This window comes from Comamonas sp. (assembly GCF_036666375.1).
Lineage (GTDB): Bacteria > Pseudomonadota > Gammaproteobacteria > Burkholderiales > Burkholderiaceae_C > Comamonas.
Genome location: NZ_JAVWWA010000039.1, coordinates 9713 through 33879 on the forward strand (window position 1 = coordinate 9713; position 24167 = coordinate 33879).

The 24167-nt window shown below is 62.8% G+C and carries 23 protein-coding genes and 1 pseudogene; 12 read left to right on the forward strand and 12 right to left on the reverse strand.

The annotated features are described in order from the left end of the window. From RR928_RS11600 to acs, 6 genes and pseudogenes are all read left to right on the forward strand, one after another. Positions 1 to 473, forward strand: a pseudogene (locus tag RR928_RS11600) (biotin-independent malonate decarboxylase subunit beta); the annotation flags it as partial. 13 nt (positions 474 to 486) lie between these two features. Then, positions 487 to 1188 (forward strand): biotin-independent malonate decarboxylase subunit gamma, encoded by a 702-nt coding sequence (locus RR928_RS11605; RefSeq protein WP_332537108.1) that lies wholly within the window; start codon positions 487 to 489, stop codon positions 1186 to 1188. Positions 1189 to 1202: 14 nt separating this feature from the next. Further along, a complete protein-coding gene (gene mdcG, locus RR928_RS11610; protein ID WP_332537106.1) occupies positions 1203 to 1886 on the forward strand; it encodes a malonate decarboxylase holo-[acyl-carrier-protein] synthase in 684 nt (227 codons plus the stop codon). Then, entirely contained in the window at positions 1883 to 2746 is an 864-nt protein-coding gene (mdcB, locus tag RR928_RS11615) for a triphosphoribosyl-dephospho-CoA synthase MdcB (RefSeq protein ID WP_332682590.1), read from the forward strand. Before mdcG ends, mdcB begins: the two co-directional genes overlap by 4 nt. Continuing rightward, positions 2743 to 3651 (forward strand): ACP S-malonyltransferase, encoded by a 909-nt coding sequence (locus tag RR928_RS11620; protein ID WP_332682592.1) that lies wholly within the window; start codon positions 2743 to 2745, stop codon positions 3649 to 3651. The genes mdcB and RR928_RS11620 overlap by 4 nt, the downstream gene beginning before the upstream one ends. A gap of 51 nt (positions 3652 to 3702) precedes the next feature. After that, positions 3703 to 5664 (forward strand): acetate--CoA ligase, encoded by a 1962-nt coding sequence (gene acs, locus RR928_RS11625; protein ID WP_332682610.1) that lies wholly within the window; start codon positions 3703 to 3705, stop codon positions 5662 to 5664. A gap of 239 nt (positions 5665 to 5903) precedes the next feature. Here acs and uraH read toward each other — a convergent pair whose 3' ends face one another. Further along, complete coding sequence (uraH, locus tag RR928_RS11630; RefSeq protein ID WP_332537101.1) at positions 5904 to 6317, reverse strand: hydroxyisourate hydrolase; 414 nt, start codon at positions 6315 to 6317, stop codon at positions 5904 to 5906. A gap of 52 nt (positions 6318 to 6369) precedes the next feature. After that, on the reverse strand, positions 6370 to 6870 hold the full coding sequence (locus tag RR928_RS11635; protein ID WP_332549169.1) for a GlcG/HbpS family heme-binding protein: 501 nt from the start codon (positions 6868 to 6870) through the stop codon (positions 6370 to 6372). Positions 6871 to 7018: 148 nt separating this feature from the next. Here RR928_RS11635 and RR928_RS11640 point away from each other — a divergent pair, with 148 nt between their 5' ends. Together RR928_RS11640 and RR928_RS11645 are read left to right on the forward strand one after the other, a co-directional pair. After that, positions 7019 to 7690 carry a heavy metal response regulator transcription factor gene (locus tag RR928_RS11640; RefSeq protein ID WP_332537098.1) on the forward strand — a complete coding sequence of 224 codons (672 nt, stop codon included), beginning with the start codon at positions 7019 to 7021 and terminating at the stop codon, positions 7688 to 7690. Continuing rightward, positions 7690 to 9084 (forward strand): heavy metal sensor histidine kinase, encoded by a 1395-nt coding sequence (locus RR928_RS11645; RefSeq protein ID WP_332682595.1) that lies wholly within the window; start codon positions 7690 to 7692, stop codon positions 9082 to 9084. The genes RR928_RS11640 and RR928_RS11645 overlap by 1 nt, the downstream gene beginning before the upstream one ends. A gap of 53 nt (positions 9085 to 9137) precedes the next feature. Here the strand turns inward: RR928_RS11645 and RR928_RS11650 are convergent, their stop codons facing one another. From RR928_RS11650 to RR928_RS11665, 4 genes are read right to left on the reverse strand one after another with little or no spacing between them, the layout of a single operon-like run. Beyond that, positions 9138 to 9515: a response regulator gene (locus RR928_RS11650; protein WP_332537095.1), complete on the reverse strand. Its 378-nt coding sequence runs from the start codon at positions 9513 to 9515 to the stop codon at positions 9138 to 9140. After that, positions 9512 to 10009, reverse strand: a complete 498-nt coding sequence (locus RR928_RS11655) for a GAF domain-containing protein (RefSeq protein ID WP_332537093.1) — start codon at positions 10007 to 10009, stop codon at positions 9512 to 9514. The genes RR928_RS11650 and RR928_RS11655 overlap by 4 nt, the downstream gene beginning before the upstream one ends. 48 nt (positions 10010 to 10057) lie before the next feature. Further along, positions 10058 to 11518: a chemotaxis protein CheW gene (locus RR928_RS11660; protein ID WP_332682597.1), complete on the reverse strand. Its 1461-nt coding sequence runs from the start codon at positions 11516 to 11518 to the stop codon at positions 10058 to 10060. After that, positions 11515 to 13245: a methyl-accepting chemotaxis protein gene (locus RR928_RS11665; RefSeq protein ID WP_332682598.1), complete on the reverse strand. Its 1731-nt coding sequence runs from the start codon at positions 13243 to 13245 to the stop codon at positions 11515 to 11517. Before RR928_RS11665 ends, RR928_RS11660 begins: the two co-directional genes overlap by 4 nt. A gap of 271 nt (positions 13246 to 13516) precedes the next feature. Between RR928_RS11665 and RR928_RS11670 the strand changes: the two genes are divergently transcribed. Beyond that, a complete protein-coding gene (locus RR928_RS11670; protein ID WP_442881910.1) occupies positions 13517 to 14305 on the forward strand; it encodes an EAL domain-containing protein in 789 nt (262 codons plus the stop codon). Positions 14306 to 14481: 176 nt separating this feature from the next. Here the strand turns inward: RR928_RS11670 and RR928_RS11675 are convergent, their stop codons facing one another. The 6 genes from RR928_RS11675 to RR928_RS11700 all read right to left on the reverse strand — a co-directional run bounded on the left by RR928_RS11675 (position 14482) and on the right by RR928_RS11700 (position 20339). Then, a complete protein-coding gene (locus RR928_RS11675) occupies positions 14482 to 15555 on the reverse strand; it encodes an alpha/beta hydrolase (protein ID WP_332537087.1) in 1074 nt (357 codons plus the stop codon). A 2-nt stretch (positions 15556 to 15557) separates the two neighbouring features. Continuing rightward, on the reverse strand, positions 15558 to 16340 hold the full coding sequence (locus tag RR928_RS11680) for a carboxymuconolactone decarboxylase family protein (protein WP_442881908.1): 783 nt from the start codon (positions 16338 to 16340) through the stop codon (positions 15558 to 15560). After that, positions 16318 to 16788: a (R)-mandelonitrile lyase gene (locus RR928_RS11685; RefSeq protein WP_442881909.1), complete on the reverse strand. Its 471-nt coding sequence runs from the start codon at positions 16786 to 16788 to the stop codon at positions 16318 to 16320. The genes RR928_RS11680 and RR928_RS11685 overlap by 23 nt, the downstream gene beginning before the upstream one ends. Positions 16789 to 16919: 131 nt before the next feature. After that, on the reverse strand, positions 16920 to 17864 hold the full coding sequence (locus RR928_RS11690) for a LysR family transcriptional regulator (protein WP_332537084.1): 945 nt from the start codon (positions 17862 to 17864) through the stop codon (positions 16920 to 16922). Between the two features lie 91 nt (positions 17865 to 17955). Continuing rightward, positions 17956 to 18930 carry a Bug family tripartite tricarboxylate transporter substrate binding protein gene (locus RR928_RS11695; RefSeq protein ID WP_332537082.1) on the reverse strand — a complete coding sequence of 325 codons (975 nt, stop codon included), beginning with the start codon at positions 18928 to 18930 and terminating at the stop codon, positions 17956 to 17958. Next, complete coding sequence (locus RR928_RS11700) at positions 18927 to 20339, reverse strand: MmgE/PrpD family protein (RefSeq protein ID WP_332682604.1); 1413 nt, start codon at positions 20337 to 20339, stop codon at positions 18927 to 18929. Before RR928_RS11700 ends, RR928_RS11695 begins: the two co-directional genes overlap by 4 nt. 711 nt (positions 20340 to 21050) lie before the next feature. Here RR928_RS11700 and RR928_RS11705 point away from each other — a divergent pair. The 3 genes from RR928_RS11705 to RR928_RS11715 all read left to right on the forward strand — a co-directional run bounded on the left by RR928_RS11705 (position 21051) and on the right by RR928_RS11715 (position 24162). Next, a complete protein-coding gene (locus RR928_RS11705) occupies positions 21051 to 21293 on the forward strand; it encodes a hypothetical protein (protein ID WP_332537079.1) in 243 nt (80 codons plus the stop codon). Positions 21294 to 21522: 229 nt separating this feature from the next. After that, positions 21523 to 22662 (forward strand): zinc-binding dehydrogenase, encoded by a 1140-nt coding sequence (locus tag RR928_RS11710; RefSeq protein ID WP_332537077.1) that lies wholly within the window; start codon positions 21523 to 21525, stop codon positions 22660 to 22662. A 60-nt stretch (positions 22663 to 22722) separates the two neighbouring features. Next, positions 22723 to 24162: an MmgE/PrpD family protein gene (locus RR928_RS11715; protein WP_332537076.1), complete on the forward strand. Its 1440-nt coding sequence runs from the start codon at positions 22723 to 22725 to the stop codon at positions 24160 to 24162. The last annotated feature ends 5 nt before the right edge of the window (positions 24163 to 24167 follow it).

A 24167-nucleotide genomic window follows, 5' to 3' on the forward strand; every position in this document is an offset into this window, starting at 1 on the left:
CCGTGATCGTGCTGATCGGCGGCGCCAACGGCTGCTTCGGCGGCATGGGCATCGTCGCGCGCTGCGCCGATCACATCGTGATGAGCGATGTCGGTCGGCTGGCGATGTCGGGGCCGGAGGTCATCGAGGCTTCGCATGGCGTGGAGGAGTTCGATGCGCGTGACCGCGCGCTGGTGTGGCGCACGACCGGCGGCAAGCACCGCTGGCTCACCGGCGATTGCGATGCCTTGGTCGAAGACGATGTCGCCGCCTTTCGCGCCGCGGCCATCGCCGCGCTCGGCAAGTCGGCGCCGTTGACCCTGGCGGCGCTGGAGGCCGAGCACGCCTTGCTCAGCCGGCGTCTGCACGCGCTGCCCGAAGACGACAGCGCGGGTGACCAGTCCGAACTGCTGTGGCGCGCGCTCGGCGTGATCGATGCCGCCCAGATTCCCGAACTGTCGGTCGCTGCAGTGCGTCCACTGCGCGCCGTTTAACCAGGAGCATCCCATGGAGTGGACTTCTCTCGTTACCCAGCTTTTCGGCCCCTACCACGGCATGCGCGCACGGGAAGACTTCCTGCAGGGCGATGTCATGTTCGAGGGCGCACCGCTCACGGTGATCGGCACGACGAACCATGCGCCCATAGGCGTCAAGCTCGCGCTGGCCCAGGCGCGGGTGGTGCTCGACACCATTGCCAACCATCCCGGTCGTCCCATTCTGCTGCTGATCGACACCCAGGGACAGCAGCTGCGCCGCCGCGACGAACTGCTGGGCATCAACCGCGCCATGGCCCACCTGGGCGCGGCAATCGACCTTGCACGGCGCCAGGGCCACAGGGTCATCGGTCTGGTCTACGACCAGGCCTTGTCGGGCGGTTTCATCACCTCGGGCCTGATTGCCGACGCCTGCTACGCCTTGCCGGAAGCCGAGATCCGCGTGATGCGGATTCCGGCAATGGCGCGGGTGACCAAGCTGGCGGAAGAAAAACTCGCCGCATTGTCGCTGTCCAACCCGGTGTTCGCACCCGGTGTGCAGAACTATGTCGCCATGGGCGGCGTGCGCGCGCTGTGGCAGGGCGATCTGCCCGAGGCGCTGCGCGCTGCGCTGCGCGACACCCCGACCACGGATCAGCGCGCCCAGGACGGCGCCCAGCGCGGCGGCCGCCAGATGTCTGCGGCGGTGGTGCAACGCGTGCTGGACGCTGCCTGAAAGCGGGGCAAGTCATGCACGGTCTACGACGCCACCAACTGGCTCATCTCAGCGCCGAAGGCTGGAGCGGCGTGCTGCAGCGCGCCTGGGAGCCGCAGGCCCAGGCGTTTCTGGCGCAATGGGCAAACCACGGCCTGCCGCTGGTGGTCACGCGCCAACCGCCGGAATACGCCGGCAGCGGCCGCATCGCCTTGGGCCTGCCCTCGGCGCTGGCCTGGGGAAAGCTGCGGCTGGCGGTGCAGGTGCCCTGGACTGCGGTGCAGGACTTCGCAGAGTTTCCCGCGCTGGGCGCCGTGCTGGCACTGCTGCCCACCGAGGCCAAGGCCAGCGCCGCGCACCTGCAACAGGCGCTCGATGCCTGCGGCGTGACGGCGCGTGTCTTTGGCAGCTATGGCTGGCAAGCCCTCAGCGGCCTGCCTTATGTGCGGCCCGAATCCGATCTCGATCTGTGCATAGGCGTCGATGGCATGGCCCAGGCCGACGCGGTCGTGGCGCTGCTGCAGGCCCAGGCAACGCCGCTGCCGCGCATCGACGGCGAGCTGATGTTTGCCGACGGCGCGGCCGTCGCCTGGCGTGAATGGGCGGCGTGGCGCGGCGGACGCGCCCGCGCGCTGCTGGTCAGGCACCTGGAGCGCGTCGGGCTGGAGCATGACGCTGGCTGGTGCGCGCCGCGCGCGTTGCAGGAGACCATGCCATGAGAGCATCGGCACTTGCGCTTGCAGACCGCCAGCCGCTCACGCCGGCGGCGATCGGCCGGGCCGCCACGCTGGCGCTGCACGACGAACTGTCGCTGGCGCCCAAGCCCGGCCTGGTGACTTTGCTCGACAACGGCAGCCATGACGACATGGACGCGCACAGCTTCATGCGCAGCCTGTTCGCGCTGCGCCACTACTTCACGCAGATCGCCCAGGCCGGGCGCGATGGCGCCGGTTTCGCCGTGCTGGAGCAATGCGGTATCGCGGCCGAAGCGCGCATGCTGCGCGCCACGGGCGGCATCAACACCCACCGCGGCGCGATCTTCATGATCGGTCTGCTGTGCGCGGCGGCGGGCGCGGTTTTGCGCGAGCATGAGGGCGTGCTGCATCCCGAGCTGCTGCGTGCCACCTTGCGCCAATATTGGGGCCAGGCGCTGACGCTGCGCAGCCAGCGCGCATCGACGCTGCCCGGCGGCATCGCGAGCCGGCGTTATGGCCTGCGCGGCGCGTCCGAAGAGGCGGCGCTGGGCTTTCCCGTGCTGTTCGAGACCACGCTGCCCGCGCTGACGACCGCCTTCAAGCGCGGCCTCAAGCCCCGCGAGGCCCGTCTGGAGGCGCTGATGCACACCATTGCCGTACTGGACGACAGCAATCTGGCGCACCGCGGCGGCTTAGAAGGCCTGCGCCATGCCCAGCAGCTCGCCCAAGCCTTTCTGGCGCGCGGCGGCATGTCTAGGCCCGAAGGCCTGGTCGAGCTGCAGGCGGTGGCCGAGGCCTTTGTCGCGCGCCGCCTGTCGCCCGGCGGCGCGGCCGACACGCTGGCCGCGGCATGCTGGATCACTCGCATTTGCATCCAGCCATGAGTTTTGCCCTGCTTTTCTCCGGCCAGGGTCATCAGCATCCGGCGATGCTGCCCTGGCTTGCCGATGATGCCGTCATGCAGGCCATGCGCGCGCACTTGGGCGTCGAGGACTGGCGGCTGGCGCTGGCCGATGCTGCCTGGGCGCAGCGCAACGACAACGCCCAGATACTGCTGACCGGCCTGTCCCTGGCGGCGTGGGGGCAAATCGCACCGCTGGTGGCGCAGCCCGCGGCGATTGCGGGCTATAGCGTGGGCGAACTCGCGGCGTTCAGCGCCGCGGGCGTCATGGATACGACCACGGCGCTGGCGCTGGCCCCGCAGCGCGCCGCGGCCATGGATGAATGCGCGCGCGGCGCTCCCGGCGGTCTGCTGGCCGTCTCCGGACTGCCCGTGGACAAACTGCAGGCGCTGCTGGAGCAGACCGGGCTGGCGATCGCCATTCGCAACGGCATCGACAGCGTCGTTGTCGGCGGGCCGGTGGCGGCATTGGCGCCGGCGCAAACCCTGGCGGCGTTGGCCGGTGCCCATTGCACGCCGCTGCGCGTCAGCGTGGCTTCGCATACGCCGTGGATGCAAGGTGCGGCCGATCGCTTTTCGAGCACTCTTGCATCCGTGTCGCTGCGCCCACCGGCGGCCACGCTCTACAGCAATGCGGCCGATCGCATCCGCGACGCGGCGTCGGCCGCACATGCGCTCGCGGCGCAGATCGCCACCACCGTGCGCTGGGACGAGTGCCTGGAAAACATCATGGCGCGGCAAGTGGGCTGCGTGCTCGAGATCGGTCCGGGCCAGGCCCTGGCGCGGATGTGGAACCAGCGCTACCCCGGCATTCCCGCGCGCGCCTGCGATGACTTTCGCAGCGCGGCGGCGATTGCCGCCTGGCTGAACAGCCATGACGACAGATGAAGCCATCCTTTCCAACGTTCCAGCCCCCAGGCCCAGGAGAATGCCGTGAGTATGAATGACGCCAAGACCCCGCTGATTGCCGCAGCAGATATCGAAAATGCCCATGTGCGCGGCATGTCGGCCTACGACCAACGGGTCGCCGAAGCAGACGCCGACTACGACGCGTACTGGTGCGAGCGCGCCCGCGAGCTGCTCAGCTGGCGCACGCCGTTCACCCGGGGGCTGGACGAAAGCCAGGCGCCGTTCTTCAAATGGTTCGAAGACGGCACGCTCAACGTTTCCTACAACTGCCTGGACCGCCATGTCGAGAAGGGGCTGGGCGACAAGACCGCCCTCATTTTCGAAGCCGACGATGGCCAGGTGACGCGCGTCAACTACCGCGAACTGCTGGCGCGCACCTGCCGACTCGCCAACGCGCTCAAGGCGCGCGGCGTGCACAAGGGCGATCGCGTGGTCATCTACATGTCGATGAGCATCGAAGGCGTGGTCGCGATGCAGGCCTGTGCCCGCATAGGCGCAACGCATTCGGTGGTTTTCGGCGGCTTTTCCGCACAAAGCCTGCGCGACCGCATCCAGGACGCGGGCGCGGTGATGGTGATCACCGCCGACGAGCAGCTGCGCGGCGGCAAGCAGCTGCCGCTCAAGGCCATCGTCGACGATGCGATCGCCCTGGGCGGCTGCGAATCGGTGGCGAATGTGCTGGTCTATCAGCGCACCGGGGCCGCTATCCATTGGGATAGCACACGCGACCGTTGGTTGCACGCAGAGACGCAGAATCAGCCCGACAGCTGCGAGCCCGAATGGGTCGGCGCCGAGCATCCGCTGTTTGTGCTCTACACCTCGGGCTCGACCGGCAAGCCCAAAGGCGTTCAGCATTCAAGCGGCGGCTACCTGCTGCATGCCGCGCTGACCACGCAGTGGACTTTCGATCTCCAGCCCGACGACGTGTTCTGGTGCACTGCCGACATAGGCTGGGTCACGGGCCACAGCTACATCACCTACGGTCCGTTGGCTCTGGGCGCCACGGAGATCATCTTCGAAGGCGTGCCGACGTTTCCCGACGCCGGGCGCTTCTGGAAAATGATCGAGGACCACCGGGTCAGCATTTTCTACACCGCGCCGACCGCGATACGCTCGCTGATCAAGTCCGCAGAGAGCAACGAAAGCGTGCATCCGCGCAGCTACGATCTGTCGAGCCTGCGCATCCTGGGGTCGGTGGGCGAGCCCATCAATCCCGCGGCCTGGGAGTGGTATCACCAGCATGTGGGCGGCGGACGCTGCCCCATCGTCGACACCTTCTGGCAGACCGAGACCGGCGGGCACATGATCACGCCGCTGCCGGGTGCGACGCCGTTGGTGCCCGGCTCGTGCACGCTTGCTTTTCCGGGCATTGCGGCAGCGATTGTCGATGAGACCGGCGCCGACCTGCCCAACGGCCAGGGCGGCATTCTGGTGATCAAGAAGCCCTGGCCCAGCATGATACGCACGATCTGGGGCGATCCCGAGCGTTTCAAGGCAAGCTACTTTCCCGCCGAACTCAAAGGCTACTACCTCGCCGGCGACGGCGCGATCCGCGACGCACAGACCGGCTACTTCACCATCACCGGGCGCATCGATGACGTGCTCAATGTCTCGGGACACCGCATGGGCACGATGGAGATCGAGTCGGCGCTGGTGTCCTGCACCGAACTCGTGGCCGAAGCGGCCGTGGTCGGCCGTCCGGACGAGACCACGGGAGAAGCCATCTGCGCTTTCGTGGTGCTCAAGGGCCCACGCCCCAGCGGCGAAGAGGCCAGACAAATCGCCAATACGCTGCGCAATTGGGTCGCCAAGGAAATCGGCCCCATCGCCAAACCCAAGGACATACGCTTCGGCGACAACCTGCCCAAGACACGCAGCGGCAAGATCATGCGCCGTTTGCTGCGCTCGGTTGCCAAGGGTGAGGACGTCACGCAGGACATATCGACGCTCGAAAACCCGGCGGTGCTGGCACAGTTGGCGCAAAGCAACTGAAATGATGGGTTTGAAGGCTGACTGGTGACAAGTGGCGATCGGGTAAATCGCCTCTGCCAAACCAAAAGCCTAGAATCAAACGCGATTTCCAGAAGGCTGCTGCGTCACAGCAGCCACACCCCGAAAATTAACTATCCAAGCTATCGAGCAGATGACTGATCGATAGCTTTGGACGCCATGGCCTTTGAGCCCAAAACGCTCACCCCCTGGGTTTTTCAGGGAGTTAATTCGTTTTCAGGTCAATTGCCCCGGTAGCTGGAGAAGCCGTAAGGGCTGACCAGCAAAGGAATATGATAATGCGGAACAGAGCCGTCCGCCTTGAAAATAACGGGTATCTCCGGGAAGAATGTGGAAATTTTATGCTGATTGAACCATTCCCCGGTCTGGAAGGTTACACGATAATTTCCCTTTTCCATGGTCGATTCGGAAGGGTACAAGGCGGTAATTCGACCTTGCTCATTGGTCACCCCCTTGTTGAGCGACACCCATTTGTCATCTACCTGCTTTTCAAGCTTGACCGTGACGCCAGCAGAAGGCAGGCCGTCTTGCAAATTCAGTACATGCACGCTCAGTGGGTTGGAGGCAGCCAGGGCGGAGGTGGCGGCAACTGCGTTCAGGAGCAAGCCGGCGATGAGTAGTTTGGTTTTCTTCATGGATTTTCCTTAGGGTTGGTTGTTTGGCGAAATTAATACGATTTTCAGAAGCTCATTTTCCCGGGCCAAGTACTTTATCCAAGGCTTGCAATGCGCAGCCTTCATCAATTACCGCTCCACCTGCGCCTCCCACGCCGATTGCACCGACAACCTCGTTGCCAACTTTCACGGGTACTCCGCCTCCGATGAGCAACAGGCTGTCAATCGTGTTCAGATTGCTTGAATCCGGATTGTTGCGTGCATTTTCCGCAAAGACTCGCGACAAGGTTTTTGTCGACAGCGCAGTAAAAGCTTTCTTTTGTGCCGCTTCCGTGTTGTGCACGCCGACAGTGTCATCGCGCTGAAGGGATAGCAAATGCCCACCCCGATCAATCACGACCACCACTGCTGAACGCCCCTGAGAATGGCACGCATCCATGGTGGCTTGAACCAGTTGATTGGCAAGGTGGAGTGACATATTGTTTTGCAGCAGTGTTGAAGGCTGTGCCGCAAACGCTTGCGTTGCCGCCATCAGGCCCGCTGCTGCGAGATATTTAATTGAGCTCCATTGCATTTTTTGCCTTTTGCGCTATTTGTGTATCGAACAATATGGATTATTGACATTCAACATGACCCCAGGATTGCGTCAAAATTACAAATTTATCATTTGCATTACAGATTTGAAATAATTGAAAGTTACAAAAGTACCTTACAATTCATTCATGCGAATCCTTATTGTTGAAGACGAAATAAAAGCTGCCCAGTACCTTAAAGAAGCACTGATGCAGTCTGGTTATCAGGCAGAGTCTTCCCATGACGGGATCGACGGACTTTTCCTGGCGCAGTCAGGAACTTTCGATCTCATCATTTTGGATGTGATGCTCCCTGGAATTGATGGCTGGAGCTTCATCGGCAGGCTGCGCGAACGCAGCCAAGTTCCTGTGCTGTTTCTCACCGCCAAAGACGCGGTGGCAGACCGGGTGAAAGGTCTGGAGCTAGGGGCTGACGACTATCTGGTCAAACCCTTTTCGTATGCGGAGCTTCTTGCGCGCGTGCGCACGCTGTTACGAAGAAATCCTGTGCGTCAGCAGGAAATATTTGAGCTTGCCGACTTGCAGGTCGATGCGCTCAAACGCCGCGCTACCAGAGGCGGGCAGCGGATCGATCTGACCAACAAGGAATTCGCCCTCCTGCACTTGTTGTTGCAGCACAAAGGTGAAGTCATGTCGCGCAGCCAGATTGCATCGCAAGTGTGGGACATGAATTTCGACAGCGATACGAACGTTGTGGATGTGGCAATCCGTCGTTTGCGCGCGAAGATTGATGATGATTTCACCGTCAAGCTTATTCAAACTGTGCGCGGCATGGGCTACAGGATAGAGGATGGATTCTGATGAATAAAAAAATCAACATCAGTCTTCGATTCAGACTTTCAATTCTTTTTTCCCTGATAAGCGCAATTTTGTTTGCAATTATGGGGGTCTATGCTTACAGTGCCTTGAGTCGCGAAATATCATACCGGGATGATTCTGCTCTAATGGGCAGGGTTGATAGAATAAAATCAATTCTTCATGATGGCAAGAACATAGATTTCCTTAGAAATCAACCTGAAATTTATGAAAACATGTTGGGGAATAAAGAGAATTTTTTATGGATTCTTGATGATTCAGGAAAGCTGCTGATTGAAGTAAATCCAGAAAAATTACCGATGCCATCCATTGGTACGCTGCATCCACCCATGCTTTTCACCACCACTGTTTCAGGGTCTGCGCGCATGGCATGGCTGAAGGTAAATGGTTCCAATGGTGCATTTTTTGTGATCGCCGGGAAATTATTGTCAGAGCGTGAGCATATGTTGAATGCATATCGGCGAGATCTCGGCCTGGCATGGCTGGTCGGTGTGCTTTTGACTTTCTTTGTCAGCTGGGAGGCGGTGCGTCGCGGCCTCAAGCCTTTGCTGAAGCTAAGTCTGCAGGCGGCTTCCATCGGCCCCCAGGAACTGCGATTGCGGCTGGATGAGAGCAGCCAACCGAAAGAACTTCAGGCCATGACCGCGGCACTCAATCTCATGCTGCAACGTCTGGAAGATGGATATCTGAAATTATCGCAATTTTCTGAAGACCTGGCCCATGAAATGAGGACACCGCTCAATACCCTCATACTTCAAAACCAGGTGGCATTATCCAAGGCACCAACAATAGAAGATTATGAAAAATATATTGACTCCCAGCAGGAGGAGTTCGAGCGTCTTTCCCGCATGATAGACAACATGCTTTTCCTGGCACGGGCGGAACAGCTGGATGATTTGATTGAAATCGAAACGGTCGATCTGGAAAACACCTCAAAACAGTTGTTGGGTTATTTCGAAGGCATGGCGCAGGAGCGCGGGATGCGAATAGAGGCAATCGCTCAAGCTTGCATTCAAGCCGACACCAGATTGGTGCGGCGTGCCCTGGCGAATCTTCTGGCGAATGCCATTCGCTACGGCGATGAAAACACGGTCATTTCCTTGAGTAGCAATTTTATCGCTCACAAGTGGATGGAAATCGAAGTGTTCAATCAAGGTCCGAAAATAGATGAGCACCATTTGCCAAGAATTTTTGACCGTTTTTATCGGTGTGACGTCTCACGCTCTCGCACCGATGACTCAGGTGGGCTTGGCCTGGCAATAGTGAAATCGATCATGCACATGCACCATGGCGAAGTACTGGTCAGCAGCACAAGCGAAGGAACTCGCTTTACCTTGCGATTTCCCGTTGAATCATTGAATGCACAGGAGTCGCATTGAAGGCTGGTTGGGATAGACGTTCCATGAATGACGCTATCCCATTGCCAGCCCGCTTACGCTTGCAGTTCCAGTGCGTTCAACAGGTCACGAATGCGCACGGGTTTGCGCAGTACGCGCGCAACTCCCAGCGTCTCCAGGCGTGAGCAGTCTTCGGGGTGTAGATCGGCCGCCAACACCACGACGGGTATATCCGCAGGGCAGGCAAATTTTCCCTGCCTGAGATCGCTCAGCAGCTCCATTGCCAGCGACCTGTCCTGAAGATCCAGCACCAGGCCGGCATAGGCTCCAGCGCTCAGCAGCTGGCGGGCGCGTCCTACATTGCTGGCCTCATCGAAGTCCACCAGGCCCAGGTCACGGGCCACCATGACGACGGTACGCCGCAGTACAAACTGAGCTTGCGTCAACAGCATCCGCGGCAGCGGGGCGCTCATTCGCCGCCCTCTTTTCCCGCCAGGGTCTCGTTCGCCAGGCACCGCAGGGCATCCAATATCGACAGCTCTATCGCCCCCAGCTTGCGCGGCACCGTGTCCACTACGCACAGCGTGCCAATGCGGTGGCCGCTGGGCGCACTCAGGGGAGCACCCGCATAGAAGCGGATATGCGGCTCGCCTGCTACGAGAGGATTGTCGGAAAAGCGAGCGTCGCTGCTGGCGTCCTCGATGACCAGAATCTCCGAGTTCATGATCGCATGTCCGCAAAAGGAGATGTCCCTGGCGGTCTCCGCTACGTCCAGGCCCACGCGCGACTTGAACCACTGGCGCTGACCATCCACCAGCGTCAGCAGTGCGATCGGTACATCCAGCTGTTCAGCCGCAAAACGAGCCAGCCTGTCATAGCGCTCCTCGGGAGAAGTGTCGAGCAACATCAAGTCGCGCAGAGCCTGGAGACGATCTGTCTCATCGGCAGGTATGGGAGCGGGTTTCATGTCGATTCCAGAATGCTGCATGCAGCGAAAGTAGGGGAGTGCGCTGGCTCAGGCCAACATATAAGCCATCTGCGCCAGATCCATCACCACCAAATTGGCATGGTCCTCGGCACCTTTGGCGTTGATCAGTTCGAACTCTCCCATGGCACCCATGCGCATGCTGCTGCGACGCGCGCTGCGGGCGGGCAGCCAGTCGGCAAGGCGATGGATGGCGATGCCTATGGGTTCATCCGCATGTCCGCACGCCTGGACAATCACCGCCAGCATGGGTCTGACTTGTTCCGCGGACTTGCCCATGGCGGGGAGGTTGACCAGCCGAATCGTTCGGCCACGCCACGCCAAGAAAGACGATTTTCCCGCATGCAAATCGTCTTTGGCTTCGGAGGGCAGTTCCACCACCCCCAAGATGCCATCCACGGCAGAGGCATAGCGTTGACCTGCATCGAACACCAGATAGGGGCAGGGCTCGGTAATGTCCGCCTCCAACGTCTCGTCACGCTGCGGCACATGCAGACTGATCGATGCTTCAGGCGTGAGGGCAAACAGCCGCCGCACGTCAAGCACCTTCAGCTTGCCGCCCTCTGGAAGCAGCGCCACGCCGGCGAGCAGGGGATCGTTGGGGCTGTCGACGATAGACGCGGGTGCGAGATGCAGCACCTGAAGACACTCGGATACTGTCAGTCCGAGCAGCAGGGGGCCTTGACTCAGCAGGACCATCCAGGCCGCAGCACGGCCATCACTGGCTTGGCGGCCTTCGCTGATATCGACCAGCGCAAGCTTGCGCCCCTCCCACTGGCTGATCGCCCAGCTGCGCTGGTGGTGGCCCAGCACCAGTTCGGTGGCCGGTACGGGCACCACGCGCTCCACGGCAATGGCCGGTATCGCCCAATGCTCGGAACCAATGCGGAACACCGCGTAGCGTTGGTCTCCGAGTCCCGGATGCGGGCCCTGGCGCGCGGTAATGCTGGTCAGCGCATCGCTGGCCGGGGCCAGTTGCGCCTGTGTGCACCAGACATTGCTCAGCAACATGAGGCGTGCGACTTCAAGAATGCACAAGGTCGGGGAATGCGCGCCCGCGGGCACCACCGCTTCAAACAATTCGGCCTCATCGGGTTGATGGTGCACCTTGCGCACATCCTCCAGGCCGACGGTGTTGACACCCAAAACGGCATCCACCCTGACAGCGAGCAAGTTTCCTGCATGCTGCAGCACCATGAGTCTGGGCACAACGCACGAGTCGGTGCATGGCTCCAGGGGGAGCCAGCGCTCCAGGCCGACGATGGGCACCGTGGTGCCATCGATGTCAGCGACTCCGAGCAGGCCGCCAGCGCGGCGCGGCAAGACCGTCAAGCTTTGCGACGGATACGGCACCGCCCGGCGCACCTGATGGATGGGAATGGCGATGTCGCAACTGCCCAGACGCACATGCACGTGAACAAACATTGCGCGGGCCATCTTCGCCGGGGCATCGGGGGAAAGCTGTGTCACATTCTCCATGAACCAGGTCACACCACTTTGCGTGGACTGCCGCTGCCCTGCAGGTCGTCGAGCAGCCTGGCGACATCCTGGGTCGAAAGCTCCTGTTCCCTCGTCGCAGCCCCGATCTCACTGATGGAGCGCGTGGTGTTTTCCACCGCTCCCAGAATGCGTGAGAACGCAGCATCGACCTCCTCGGACAGGCGGCTGCCTTCGGACACCCGGCTGACCGTCTGGTTGATCAGCTTGGCAATTTCGCGCGCCGCCAGCGACGACTTTTCAGCCAGTTTGCGAACTTCATCTGCCACGACGGAAAAGCCCACCCCTTGCTCTCCTGCACGTGCGGCTTCGATGGCGGCATTGAACGCCAGCAAATGGGTCTGGCTGGAAATCTCGCTGATGGTGTCGACGATCTCGTGGATGTCGGACGATGACCGCTCGATGGCAATGATGGCGTCACGCGAGCGGCGCACCAGCTGGCTGCCTTCACCCGCTTCACGCTGCGTCTGCTCAGCGAGCTCCGTCGAGCGCCCGGCGCTGCGCGCCAGCCGCTTGATGGAGTCACTCATTGCATGCAGCACAGCGGTAATGTCCAGCACCTTTTGCGCCACGGCGTGCTCGCGCTGCACCTGGGCGGTGACATCCACCGCATATTTGACGACCTTGTAGGCCCGGCCATCGGCATCGAGAATAGGGTTGTAGGTGGCCTGAATCCACACCTGCGCGCCGTGCTTGCCAATGCGTCGATAGCGCGCGCTTTGGAACTTGCCTTCTCCCAGATCGGCCCAGAAGTCCCTGTACGACTGGCTTTGCGCCAGGCCCGGCTCGCAGAACATGCTGTGGTGCTGCTTGTGAATTTCCGCCAAGGTGTAGCCCATGGTGCGCAGGAAATTCGGGTTGGCGGCCAACACGTTGCCCTGCATATCAAACTCGACGACCGCTTGCGAAAGATCAATGGCGTCGATCTTGCCTTTTGTCTCTGAAGCGGAGGTCAATTCCTGCGTGATGTCGACCGCGAACTTCACGACCTTGTGCGGTTTGCCGGCTGCATCCAATATGGGGTTGTAGGAGGCTTGAAGCCAGACATCCTTGTTTCCCTTGGCAACACGGCGAAAGCGGCCAGACACGGACTCTCCGCGGCCCAGCCGCTCCCAGAAATCCGCATACTCGCGCGAACCCAAAAACTCCGGCCGGCAGAACATGCTATGGGCTTGACCCACAATCTCGTCCTTTCCATAGCCGAAGGTGTCGAGAAAATTCGCGTTGGCGTCCAGAATGCGCCCTTTGAGATCGAATTCGATCACCGCCTGCACTTCATGGATCGCTGCGACCATGCCTTGAGCGGCCGCCTGTTCGGCCCGATGCGCGGTGATGTCCTTCGCCAGCTTGAGCACCCCTACCGTACGGCCTTCGGTATCACGTACCGGGCTATAAGAAGCCTGCAGCCAGACCTGCCTGCCCGACTTGGTCGAGCGCATAAAAATCCCCTCGTGCATCCCACCCTGAATCAGTCCTTGCCAAAATGCCCGGTAGCCTTCGCTGTTGGTCACCTCGGAGGGACAGAAAATTCGGTGGTGCTGACCGACGACTTCTTCGGCGGAGTAACCCATCAAGTCCAGGAACAGGCGGTTGGCCCGCACCACCTTGCCCTCAAGGTCGAACTCGATCACGGCTTGTACCTGCTCCAATGCGGCAAGCAATGCCGCCGCACGCACAGCGTCCGCCAGAGCGGAACGGGGAATCTCAGATGTAGTGTTCATGGGAAATGTCTGCCGGTGTGGCCAGAGACAAGCTCGCAGAGCCTGCGGCCAGCAGCGGTCGTAGCCGAATACGGCTAGCGTGATCGTGCGATGAAGTTGCGATTGCAACAAAATGAAGCTGGTGCTTTGATTATGGGGGAAGGCGGCTCACGCCAACGCGAAATGAACGACGAAGTTTGAACTGTGCGCGGCTGCGGGCCGCACACTGGCCTCAATCCGCGGCCACAGCGGCCGATATCAAAGGTAAGCTCCAAGGATTTTCATGTTCACGATGCATCAGGCTCCAGCCAACTTTGTGCCACTCGATGCCACCCTGGCGAACGGATGCGGCTCCTGCGGCACGGCCGAGCGGCTCGGTATCCCGTTCGAATATGCCTACCAGCCCATCGTCGACGTGGTGGCCCGTAGCAGCTATGCGCACGAAGCCCTGGTGCGCGGACCTGCGGGAGAAGGCGCGCTGTCGGTACTGTCGCAGGTGACAGCGCAAAATCGCTACCGCTTCGACCAGGCTTGCCGCGTGAAGGCCATCAAGACCGCCGCGCAGCTCGGGATGCAGGAGCGGCTGTCGATCAACTTCCTGCCGAACGCGGTCTACAAACCGGAAGTCTGCATCAGGACGACGCTGGAAGCTGCGCGCGTGCACAGCTTTCCCATTGATCGCATAATTTTCGAGGTCACCGAAGGCGAGCGGATCGAAGACGGTCCCTGGCTCGCGACCATTCTTCGCGAGTACAAACGCCAAGGCTTCCTGACCGCCATCGACGATTTCGGCGCAGGGTATGCCGGCCTCACACTGCTGGCCGACTTCACGCCGGACCTCATCAAGCTCGACATGGCGCTGGTGCGCGCAGTGGACACCAGCAAGTCACGCCAGGCGATTGCGCGCGGTATGGTGCGCATCTGCCAGGAATTGGGCGTCCAAGTCATCGCGGAAGGTGTGGAAACCGCCGCAGAACGCGACTTCTTCCTGTACGAAGGTGTGACCCTGATGCAGGGATACCTGTTCGCCAAGCCCGCGTTCCGGGCGACCACTTCGGCGGCTTCCACGTCTTGGCCGTAAGACCAGCCCCGCACAGCGCGAAGGCGATGACGACAGCCGCGCTGCACCGCGAACCCGAAGAAGCAGCAGTCGTCCTGAGACGCATGAACCTGGCATCGCTCGGCGCAGCGCGGGGGCGGCCTTCAACGGCAAGCCTGGGCCGCATCAGGCACGCCCTGGGGGCCGTGAAATGGAACTCAGTCCAGCTTCTTGTCTGTCAGAAATTTCGATACGAGATCGGCAATCTGGACGTTGTTGAGATCGGACATCGGAAAGTGCGTGTTGCCGCGAATGCCGATCTCGGGGAGGCGCACCAGGCGTGCATCGCCGCCATGCCGGTTGATGGCGGCTACCCACAGCCTGGCCATGGCCAGGCGCACGCGCCAGTTGTCCTGGCCGCGCTCGGCGGTGGGCTCCATGGGGAAGTTGTCGCCGTAATAGATGACGATGGGCAGCCGGGTGAGCTTCTGGAAATCCTCCAGCGGCACGGCCTCGGGGGCGAGCGTTCCGGCCGCGCTGGGCATGGACGCCGGCAGTTCGCCCTGCGGGAAGATGAAGCCGCTGCCGGGTTCAAAGGCGACGATGGCCTTGACGTTGGAGTTCTTGATCGCCGTGAGCCAGCCCGGGCCGCCGCCCTGCGAATGGGTGAACAGGATCGCTGGCCCGGTCTTGTCGACCAGCGCCGACATGGCGTTGGCGATCACGCCGGCGTCGTAGGGCCCGGTGTTGGGCGTGACCGAGCGCAGGAACTGGTCCAGCGTTGCGGGGCTGCGATCGAACTGCACGTTGCCGAAATAGTGGGGCCATTTGCCCAGACGGAACTGGTCGAAGAACAGCTGGTCGTTGGGCGTCGGCTCTATGGTGGCGGCCACGGTGCTGTTGCCGGCGCGGCCACGGCGCGGCTGGTCCACCAGATAGACCGGGAATCCGCGGCGCAGGAACAGCGTCTGGAAGCCTTCACGCCCGTCCGACGTGGTCTCCCAGCTGCGCGCCGACTGGAACGCACCGTGCAGCATGACGATGGGCAGCGGCCTGGGGTGCTGCGGGACCTGATAGAACGCATAGAGATGGTCTCCATGCAGGCTTTGCCCCGCGGCGCTGGGCTGGTTGTTGTTGTAGCTTCCGGGCGTGGTCTGCACCGTGCCGCCAACGGCAAAGCTGCCCTGGGCCTGGATCACCAGCGGCCCGGAAACATTGGCATTGCCTTGGGATGGCGAGGCGCAGCCGGTGATGAGCGCGGCCGTGGCCAGCGTGGTCAGCAGGCTTTTCATGCTCAACCTCCGGCGGCTGCCAGGGCCTGCTTGAGCGCATCGCCGGCGCGTTTGCCGGCCGCGGCGTCGCCGCGCTCGGCCAGCACCTGCGCGAGTTGGCGCAGCTGCGCGGGGGTCAGCCCGACGCGCAGGCTGGCGGCCATGTGCGAGCGCAGCTGCGCCTCCACGCCGGGCATCGCGGCCAGCGCGCCGACGGTGGCCAGTTCGCGGCTTTGCCAATCGAGGTTGTCGCGCTCGAAGATGTCGCCAAACAAATGGGCCTGCAGGAACTGGTTGATGACCGGCGCGAAATCAAACACCGGGCCCTGCACGGGACGTCCGGAAATCTTCGTCTGGTTGTCCCGGCCCACGGCAACCAGCGCATCGCCGGTGGCCACGGCACGGCTGGGCTCATGCCCCGGAACATCCTGGATGCCGCGCTGCTTGCGTGCCTCCACAACCTTGAGCAGTTCGCCCAGCGCGTTGAGGCTCTTGGGAAAGCCCGCGTAGGCATAGAGCTGGACCAGGATTTCCTTGGCCTCGGCAATCGTCAGGCCGGCGTCCAGACCCTGGTTCGCAGCGGTGTTCAGCCGCGGCATGTCGCTGGCGGCGCCAAACGACGCCATCAGCACGATGGCCTGCTGGCGCGCGCTGAGCGTCTCGGCAGCGGCGGCCGCGGCCGGCACCTGCTGGGCCGCGCTGCCCTGGGCGGTCTGCGACTGGGCAGCGGCCATTCCCAGACCCAGTGCCAGGGTGGCGGCCATGGCGCGTGCCATATGCTTTTTAGCGGGCGTTGTATTCTTCATCGGTCACCTTCTCCGTCCAGTTGACGGTCACGCCGTTCACGCTGCTGCCCACGGCCAGGTGGGTCATGGCGCTGTGGGGTGCAGCGCCGTGCCAGTGTTTGACTCCGGGCGGGCACCAGACCACGTCGCCCTGGCGAATGGTTTTCACGGGCTTGCCCCATTCCTGCGTCAGGCCAATACCGGCGGTCACCACCAGACGCTGGCCCGCCGGATGCGTATGCCATGCGGAGTGCGCGCCCGGCTCGAAGGTCACATAGGCGCCCGAGGCGTTGATGCTGGCGTTGGGCGTGAACAGCGGGTCAACGCGCACGCGGCCCGTGAAGTACTCGGCGGAACCGAAGGTCGAGGCCTGCTCGCCGGCCCGCGTGATCTGCTGCGTTGGCAAGTCTGCTGCGCTGGCAAAGCAGGCTGTGGCGCACATAGCCAGCCCGCAGAGGGTTTTGTTCATGAAGGGCAGTCCTTGATTGCTGATCCAGCAATGTACCCAGGGTGCCGTCCGCCGATAAGTAGGTAAATCCGGCATAAACCTGTGAATCAGATTCAACAATGCCGTGGCCCCGGTATTTATTGAACCTGCTCTCAGCGAACCTCGGCGGAAGTTCCCGTCTTGTGCGTTCTCGTGCGCCTGGCGGGCGCTTCGTGGCGCAAAGCCTCGACCACGATCGCCAGTGCGCCAGAAGACTGCCTGCGGCTCGGATAGTAGAGGTGGTAGCCAGAGTAGGGCTGGCACCAATCTTCCAGCACCCGGATCAGCTCGCCTTTGGCCACGTGCTCCAGCACCATATCTTCCGGCAAGAACGCCAAGCCTTGATCGGCCAGCGCTGCCCTGAGAATTGGCGTGGAGCTGTTATAGATCCACTGCCCGGTCACTCGCACCTTGACGGCCTTCTTTCCTTTCTGGAAATCCCAAGGCAGGAGCCCGCCATGGGTAGGAAGCCGCAGATTGATGCAATTGTGTTCGGCGAGGTCCGCTGGAGTTTTCGGCTTGGCCCGCTGGGCGAAGTAGGCCGCAGATCCCACCACGGCAATGCGCTGGTCCGCGCTGATGCGCACCGCGATCATGTCCTTGGCCAACTCGTCCCCCAGACGCACTCCCGCGTCATAGCGTTCGGAAACAATGTCAGTACGGTTGTAATCCACGGTCACCTCGACCGTGATATCCGGGTAGTCCACAAGCGCCTTGGAGAGCTTGGGCCATATCAGATAGGTGGCGGCGAACTCCGATGCCGTGATGCGAACGGTGCCCGATGGCTTCTTGCGCAGTTCGCTGACGGCGATCAATTTCGCGTCGATATCCTCGAAATGCGGTGCAACGCTGGCCAGCAATTTTTCTCCTGCGTCCGTGGTCGATACGCTGCGCGTGGTGCGGGTGAGCAGGCGAACGTCCAGGCGAGCCTCCAGCGCGCGGATGGCATGGCTGAGCGCGGAGGGGGAGACCCCCATTTGCGCGGCCGCCTTCGTGAAGCTGCCTTGCTGGGCAACCTGGATGAAAGCGAGCAGGTCGTTGTAGTTGTCACGCGGCATTGCTGAATCCGTTTCACAAATTTACGTGAAATTTAGCATTTCAGCCGCGGTCGGGAAAGCGACGCATGTAATGCGGGCTCAGGTGCAGCCTTCAGTTCATCCGCATGCCCGAGGCCTTGATGACCGGCCGCCATTTCTCGATCTCGGTCTGCACCAGCTGCTTCATGGCGGCTGGCGCGCTGTGCGTATCGAGGTCCACGCCCATGGCCGTGACGCGGGCCCGGAACTTCTCGTCCGCGAGCACTTCATTGAGCGCGCGGCTGAGTCGCTGGACCACGGGCGCAGGCGTGCCCTTGGGAGCTGCGAGGAAGATCCAGGTGTAGATCTCGTAGCCTGGCAGTCCGGCTTCGGCGCTGGTCGGCACGTTCGGGAGCAACGCCGACCGGGTGGGCGAGGGAGCCGCCAGCGCCTGCAGTGATCCGTCCTGCACGCGTGGCGCGCAGGTGGCGACGGTGCACAGCATGAAGCTGATGTGACCCCCCAGCAAATCGGTCAAAGCGGCGCCTTCTCCTTTGTAGGGCACGTGGATGGCGTCGGTTTTGGTCAAGTGCTTGAGGAACTCGCCGCCCAGGTGCATAGGCGAGCCCACACCGGCCGACCCGAACTGGAGCCTGCCGGGCTGTGCCCGCATCCGGTTGATCAGGCCCGGCAAATCCTTCACCTCGAGTTTGGGCGTGGTGACCACCAGAAAGCCGAAGCTGCCGATCTTGCCGATGAATTCGAAGTCGTTCACCGGGTCGTAAGGCAGTTGCGGCTGCAGGCTCGGGTTCAAGGCATGTGCCAACGTGCTGATCAGCAGCGTGTAGCCGGTGGGCGCTGCCCGTGCCACCTGGCTGGCAGCCAGCACCGTCGCGGCACCGGGCTTGTTCTCAGGCACGATGCGCTGGCCCAGGCGCGCACCCATTTGATCGGCGAGCAGCCGCGCCAAGGCATCGCTTCCGCCGCCAGGCACATAGGGGATGACCAGCTGGATAGGCTGTGTCGGGTAAGCCTGGGCGTGGACCGGCTGGTGCACCATGAGGCTTGCCACGGCCAGCGCGGCCAGGTTGTGGAGCAGGCTTTTCATTCGATTTCCTTCGAGACGAGCAGGGGGGCAGGGCCCCAGAAGCCGGGCGCGGCGTGGCCGACATCGGTGCTATCGGCCAGCTGCCAGCAGTGGCGGGACAGCTGCAGCGCGTGGCTACTACCCAGTGCATCGCCCACCTGGCGCAGCAGCTTGACGTCAAGCTCCTGATCCGTCATGGGCCTTGCGGCGGAGCCTATGCACGGACCTACCGCCGCCTCGAAGCGGCGACCATCGCGCAGCGTGACTGCCGCATGCGCGGCGTCCAGGGCGAGGGTCTCGTCCACGGTCGCCACGACGCGCCCGCGCAGCGCAATCACCTGCGGGTCATGCACGCAGGCATCCGAGGCCTCGGCCAGACCGGCCCGCCGATGCTGCAGCACGGCGGCGGCCCAGTGGTAGATGCTGGCCTGCGCGTCGAAGCTGTGCTGCGGCATCTTGCGGCCGGTCAGGCCGTCCGCGAGCGGGTGTACCCGCAGATCCACGCGCTCGATGTCGCGCGCGGCGAAGTCGTTGGCCTGGACCAGTTGCAGGCAGGCATCGATCACCGCATGCGTCAAGCAGCCCGCGGGAAAGGGCTTGAGCGAAACATTCATGCATTCCCAGTGCTGCCCCAGGCGCACGGTCAAGGCTTCGGGATTGGCGGGTCGCCCGAACAATTGCAGCAAGCCGTGCGTGGCGCCGAGGGCGTCGTCGTGGCAGTTGAAATCGCCAGCCGCCAGGTGCGCGGCCAGCAGGCCGTTGCGGCCGGCATCACCGGGGATCAGCGCGCTGCTCATGCTGCCGTGCGAGGCACGCAGCCCGCCAGCCTGCATGGCCGCCAAGCCCATGGCCCAGGCCAGTTGCTGCTCGGACAGACCCATCAGCTTGCCGACGCCGGCGGCCACGCCCACGGCGCCGGTCACGCCGGTCATGTACCAGCCGAGCTCGCACTGCGCCGGCGCCACGGTCAGTGCGCAGCTGAGCCGGCATTGCAGCTCGCTGGAGAGCACCAGTGCATGCAGGAAAGCGGTGCCGCTGACACGGTGTCGCTCGGCGTAGGCCAGCAGGGCTGCGATGCCTGGCGCGCCGGGGTGCGCCACGGTGGCCAGGTGCGCGTCGTCGAAGGCGTGCGCACTGATGCTGAGGCCGTTGACCAGAGTGGCGTTCAGCGGGTCCAGGCGCTTTTGCGTGCCGAGCACGGTGCAGGAGCCGCTGGCTTGCAGGCCCTCCAGCCCCGCGAGAGCATGGGCTACGGCCGTGCTGGAAGCCCCGCCGTAGGAGCAGCCGACTCCATTGACGAAGGCGCGTACGGCCTCGTGTTGCACAGTGGCGGGCAGGTCCTGCCACTGGGAGCGGTGCACGAAGCGGGCGAGTTGCCCCGTCACCGATGCGGCATCCGTGACGGTGCCGGGCGTGGTGGTGCTGTTCATTTGTCTCCTTGGTTTTTTGCCGGTTCGGCGTGGTCCGCGTCTCGGTCTGTGGGGCAGACTAGAACGCGGCCGCCGTGCTGTCCATGGCAAATTTCGCGTGACCGTGTCCCGCTTTTGCGAACACGATCAACGGCTCACGAGCGTCAGAAAAGCTGGAGGATTTGCTTGTTCAGGTGGAGCGCTATCCCGGCCGCCATGCGGTCAAAGCCAATGAATCCGAGTTCCATGCTGTTTGCTGAAGTGAAAAGTCGAAAAGCTGTCCAGGGACAGAGCTCCCATTGCCACGCATGCTTAATAAATAGGCAGTCATAGCGCGGGCATGCTGGCGAACGCCCCATGGCAGGACGCAGGATGGTTCCCCCATCGCCCGCGTTTCGCGGGTTCAGGGCGTGCAGAAGCTGTGTCGCAGTTCCAGGTCCAGAGCGGTGCACGCCGGGTTGGGGCCGGTGGTTGCACCGTTCAAGGATTCGCGCGCGCGGCCGCGGCGTACAGCGCGGTGTGCTTGGAGAGGTTGTGCACATAGTCCAAGGCGAGCTTGCGGGCCTCGGGGCTGCCGGCGGCATTCGTGCGGTTCACGGAGTAAGACGCCTTCACCGGCACCGACCTGGGACGTGATGCCCAGCAGCGCACCCTTGGCATGGACCGTGCCTCTGCGTTCGGCTATGAAGGAATACGCCCGAGGAGTACGCCCAAAGCAATTCTCGGGAAAAGTTGCTGTCCAAGGACAGGACAACGACGTTTTCCGGCTGGAAAACCAGCCAGTGGGAGTGGCGCAAGCTGATCCAGCACTCGCCTGAGACCATGCACTTCGCCGTGGCTTTCAGCCGTCTGGACGCTGACGGCAACAAGCTCGCCATGTTCGAGTCGTTCCGGATCCTGACCAAGAAAAACGGCCGCTGGGGGCAACAGGCCCGCTCGAGTTTCGCGGGGATCGCGGACGGCGGATCGTACTGAGATCCGCATGTGCAGCGGCCTTGGCCGCCGGTCTGTCCGCTGCATCCTGAAAAGGCAATTCCTGCGTCCCGAAAAAGCCAATGGACGCACGCCCAGGCTTGTCCCTACACTGAATTCGACAGTTCAAAGCGTGGGCGGCGGGTGCACCGCAGTGCGCCTCAAAAGGTGGTCATTGCGTGCCTGATCCTCGTGCCAGCGGCCTGCGCACATCACATCTGGAGACAAGAAAATGCGAATGATCGCCGCCGTCATGCATGCGCAGGGCCTGCCCATGCCCTATGCGAAAAGCCAACCCTTTCGAATCGAAGAAGTGGAGCTGGAAGCTCCGGGACCAGGCGAAGTCCTGGTGGAAATCCGTGCCGCAGGCCTGTGCCATTCGGACATGTCCGTCATCGCCGGTGCGCGCAAGCGCCCGCTGCCCGTGGTCGGCGGGCATGAAGGTGCGGGCATCGTGCGTGAAGTCGGTTCAGGCGTGTCGGGTCTGGCCGTGGGTGACCATGTCACGCTCGCCGGCGTGGCGGGTTGCGGCGAGTGCCGGTATTGCCAGGCCAACCGACCAGGTCTGTGCCAGGCGGTGACAGGCGCCAAGGCCCAAGGCCTGCTGGGCACGGGAACCCGGCGCCTGCGCTTTCCGAATGGCGAGCCCATCAACCACTACAGCGGCATTTCCGTCTACGCACAGTACGCGGTGGTGACGCCGCAATCGCTGATCAAGATCGATCCCGACGTTTCTCTGGATGTCGCGGCCTTGTTCGGCTGCGCCGTGATCACCGGCGCGGGCGCGGTGTTCAACAGCGCCAAGGTGCCAGCGGGCTCCCGTGTTGCTGTGATCGGCCTCGGAGGTGTGGGGTTGACGGCTGTCATGGCCGCGCGCGAAGCGGGCGCGGCGCGCATCATCGGCGTCGATTTGCTGGACAGCAAGTTCGGCCTGGCGCGCGCCCTGGGCGCCACCGACTGTGTGCTGGCCAGCGATCCGGAAGTGGTGCAGCAGGTCCAGGCCCTGACCCAGGGCGGGGTGGACTTCTGCTTCGAAGTCTCTGGCCATCCGGCGGCGCTGGAAATGGCCCGGGCGATGACGGCCAAGGGCGGGGAAGTCGTGGGCGTGGGCGTGAACCGTCCCGAGACCCAGTTTGCCGTCAACCACCTGGCCTGGGTGTGCAACGAGCAGGTGCTGCGCGGCTCTTACATGGGCGGAGGTGTTCCGCAGGACGACATTCCGCGCTATGTCGACATGTACCTCAAGGGCCGCCTGCCGGTGGACCAGCTGCGCAGCGAACACATCACGTTCGACCAACTCAACGAGGGCTTTGACGCCTTGCACAGCGGCAAGGTCATTCGACAGATTCTGCTGCCCCACGGCACGGTCTGACGCGGCCCCATTGTCTCAGCTGCCGCGCCTGCGCGGCAGCGCCCTATCCAGGAGTACCCATTGAACACCACCATCCAAGCAGAGCTGGGCTCTGCACTCGAGGAAGATTTTGCCCACGCACTGGCACGCTTCGCCCACCACGTGTCCGTGGAAAAGTTGCCGGCCGAAGTGATTGAGGCTGCTCAGGCCAATGTATTCGATACGCTGGCTTGCGCGGTGGCGGGCTCCAGCGCGCTCGGGATTCGGGAGATCCGGGAACTGGTCACCCTCTGGGGGGGCGCGCCGCAGGCGCATTCGCTGGTGTTTGGCGATGCGATCCCGGCCCATCTCGCGGCCTGGATCAATGGCGCCATGTCCCATGCGCGCGATTACGACGACACCCACGACGCAGCCGTGCTGCATGCGGGCGTCTCCGTCGTGCCGGCCGCGCTGGCCGCCGCGGAACTGGTGGGCGGGGCCAGCGGCGCCGACTTTCTCGCCGGCGTCGTCGTCGGCCTGGAAACCATCAGCCGGCTGGGAATTGCCACGACAATCGGCATCGTGGAAAGCGGCTTCATGTACTCACCCTTGTTCGGACATTTCGCGGCCACGCTGGCCGCGGCCCGGGTGCTGCGGCTGGACGAGGCCACCACTGTGAACGCCCTGGGCATTGCCTATTCCCAGGTCGCGGGCAACCACCAGGTGACCCGCGATGCGGCGCTGACCAAACGCATGCAGCCGGGTTTCGCCGCCATGTCGGCCTTGATTTCGGTGCAGCTGGCGCAAAAGGGTGTGCGTGGCGCGCAGAACACCTTTGAAGGCCAGGACGGGTTCTTGCGGGTCTACCTGCACGACCGCTGCGACCGCGAAAAGCTGCGCAGCGGCTTGGGCAAGAAGTTCGAATTCGTGCAACTCAGCTACAAGCCCTATCCCAACTGTCGTTTCAACCACGCTGCCATTGGCGCAGCCTTGGCCCTCAAGGCCAAGCACCAAATTGCGGGCGACCAGGTGCGCAGCGTCAAGGTAGGCGTCAACCACCAGGCCTACCAGGCCGTGTGCACGCCCGACCCCATCCGCAAGAACCCTCAAACGGTGGTCCAGGCGCAGTTCAGCATCCCTTACACGGTGGCCGCGGCCTTGACCGATGGTGGTGTCTATCTGGGCCACTTTGCCCCGACATCGTTCGAGCGCGCCGACATCATGGCGCTGGCCCGCAAAGTCGATGGGTATGTGAACGAGGACATCGAGAAGAAGAGCGGCCGCGGCGTGACACCCGCCCTGGTCGAAATTGAAATGCTCGATGGCGTGAAACACGTGATGCAAATCGACTTCCCACTGGGCCACCCTAGCAATCCGATGACGGCGCAAGATTTCGTGAACAAGGCCAGTGACTGCTTCGCCATGGCACAGGTACCGCTCAAAAAGGACGGTTCTGCCGCGCTGAAAAAGCTCGTGGACGGCATGGTCCAAATGAAGGACACCCGCGAACTGCTCGGCGTTGTTTGCAGTGCAGGGGGTTGAGCCGC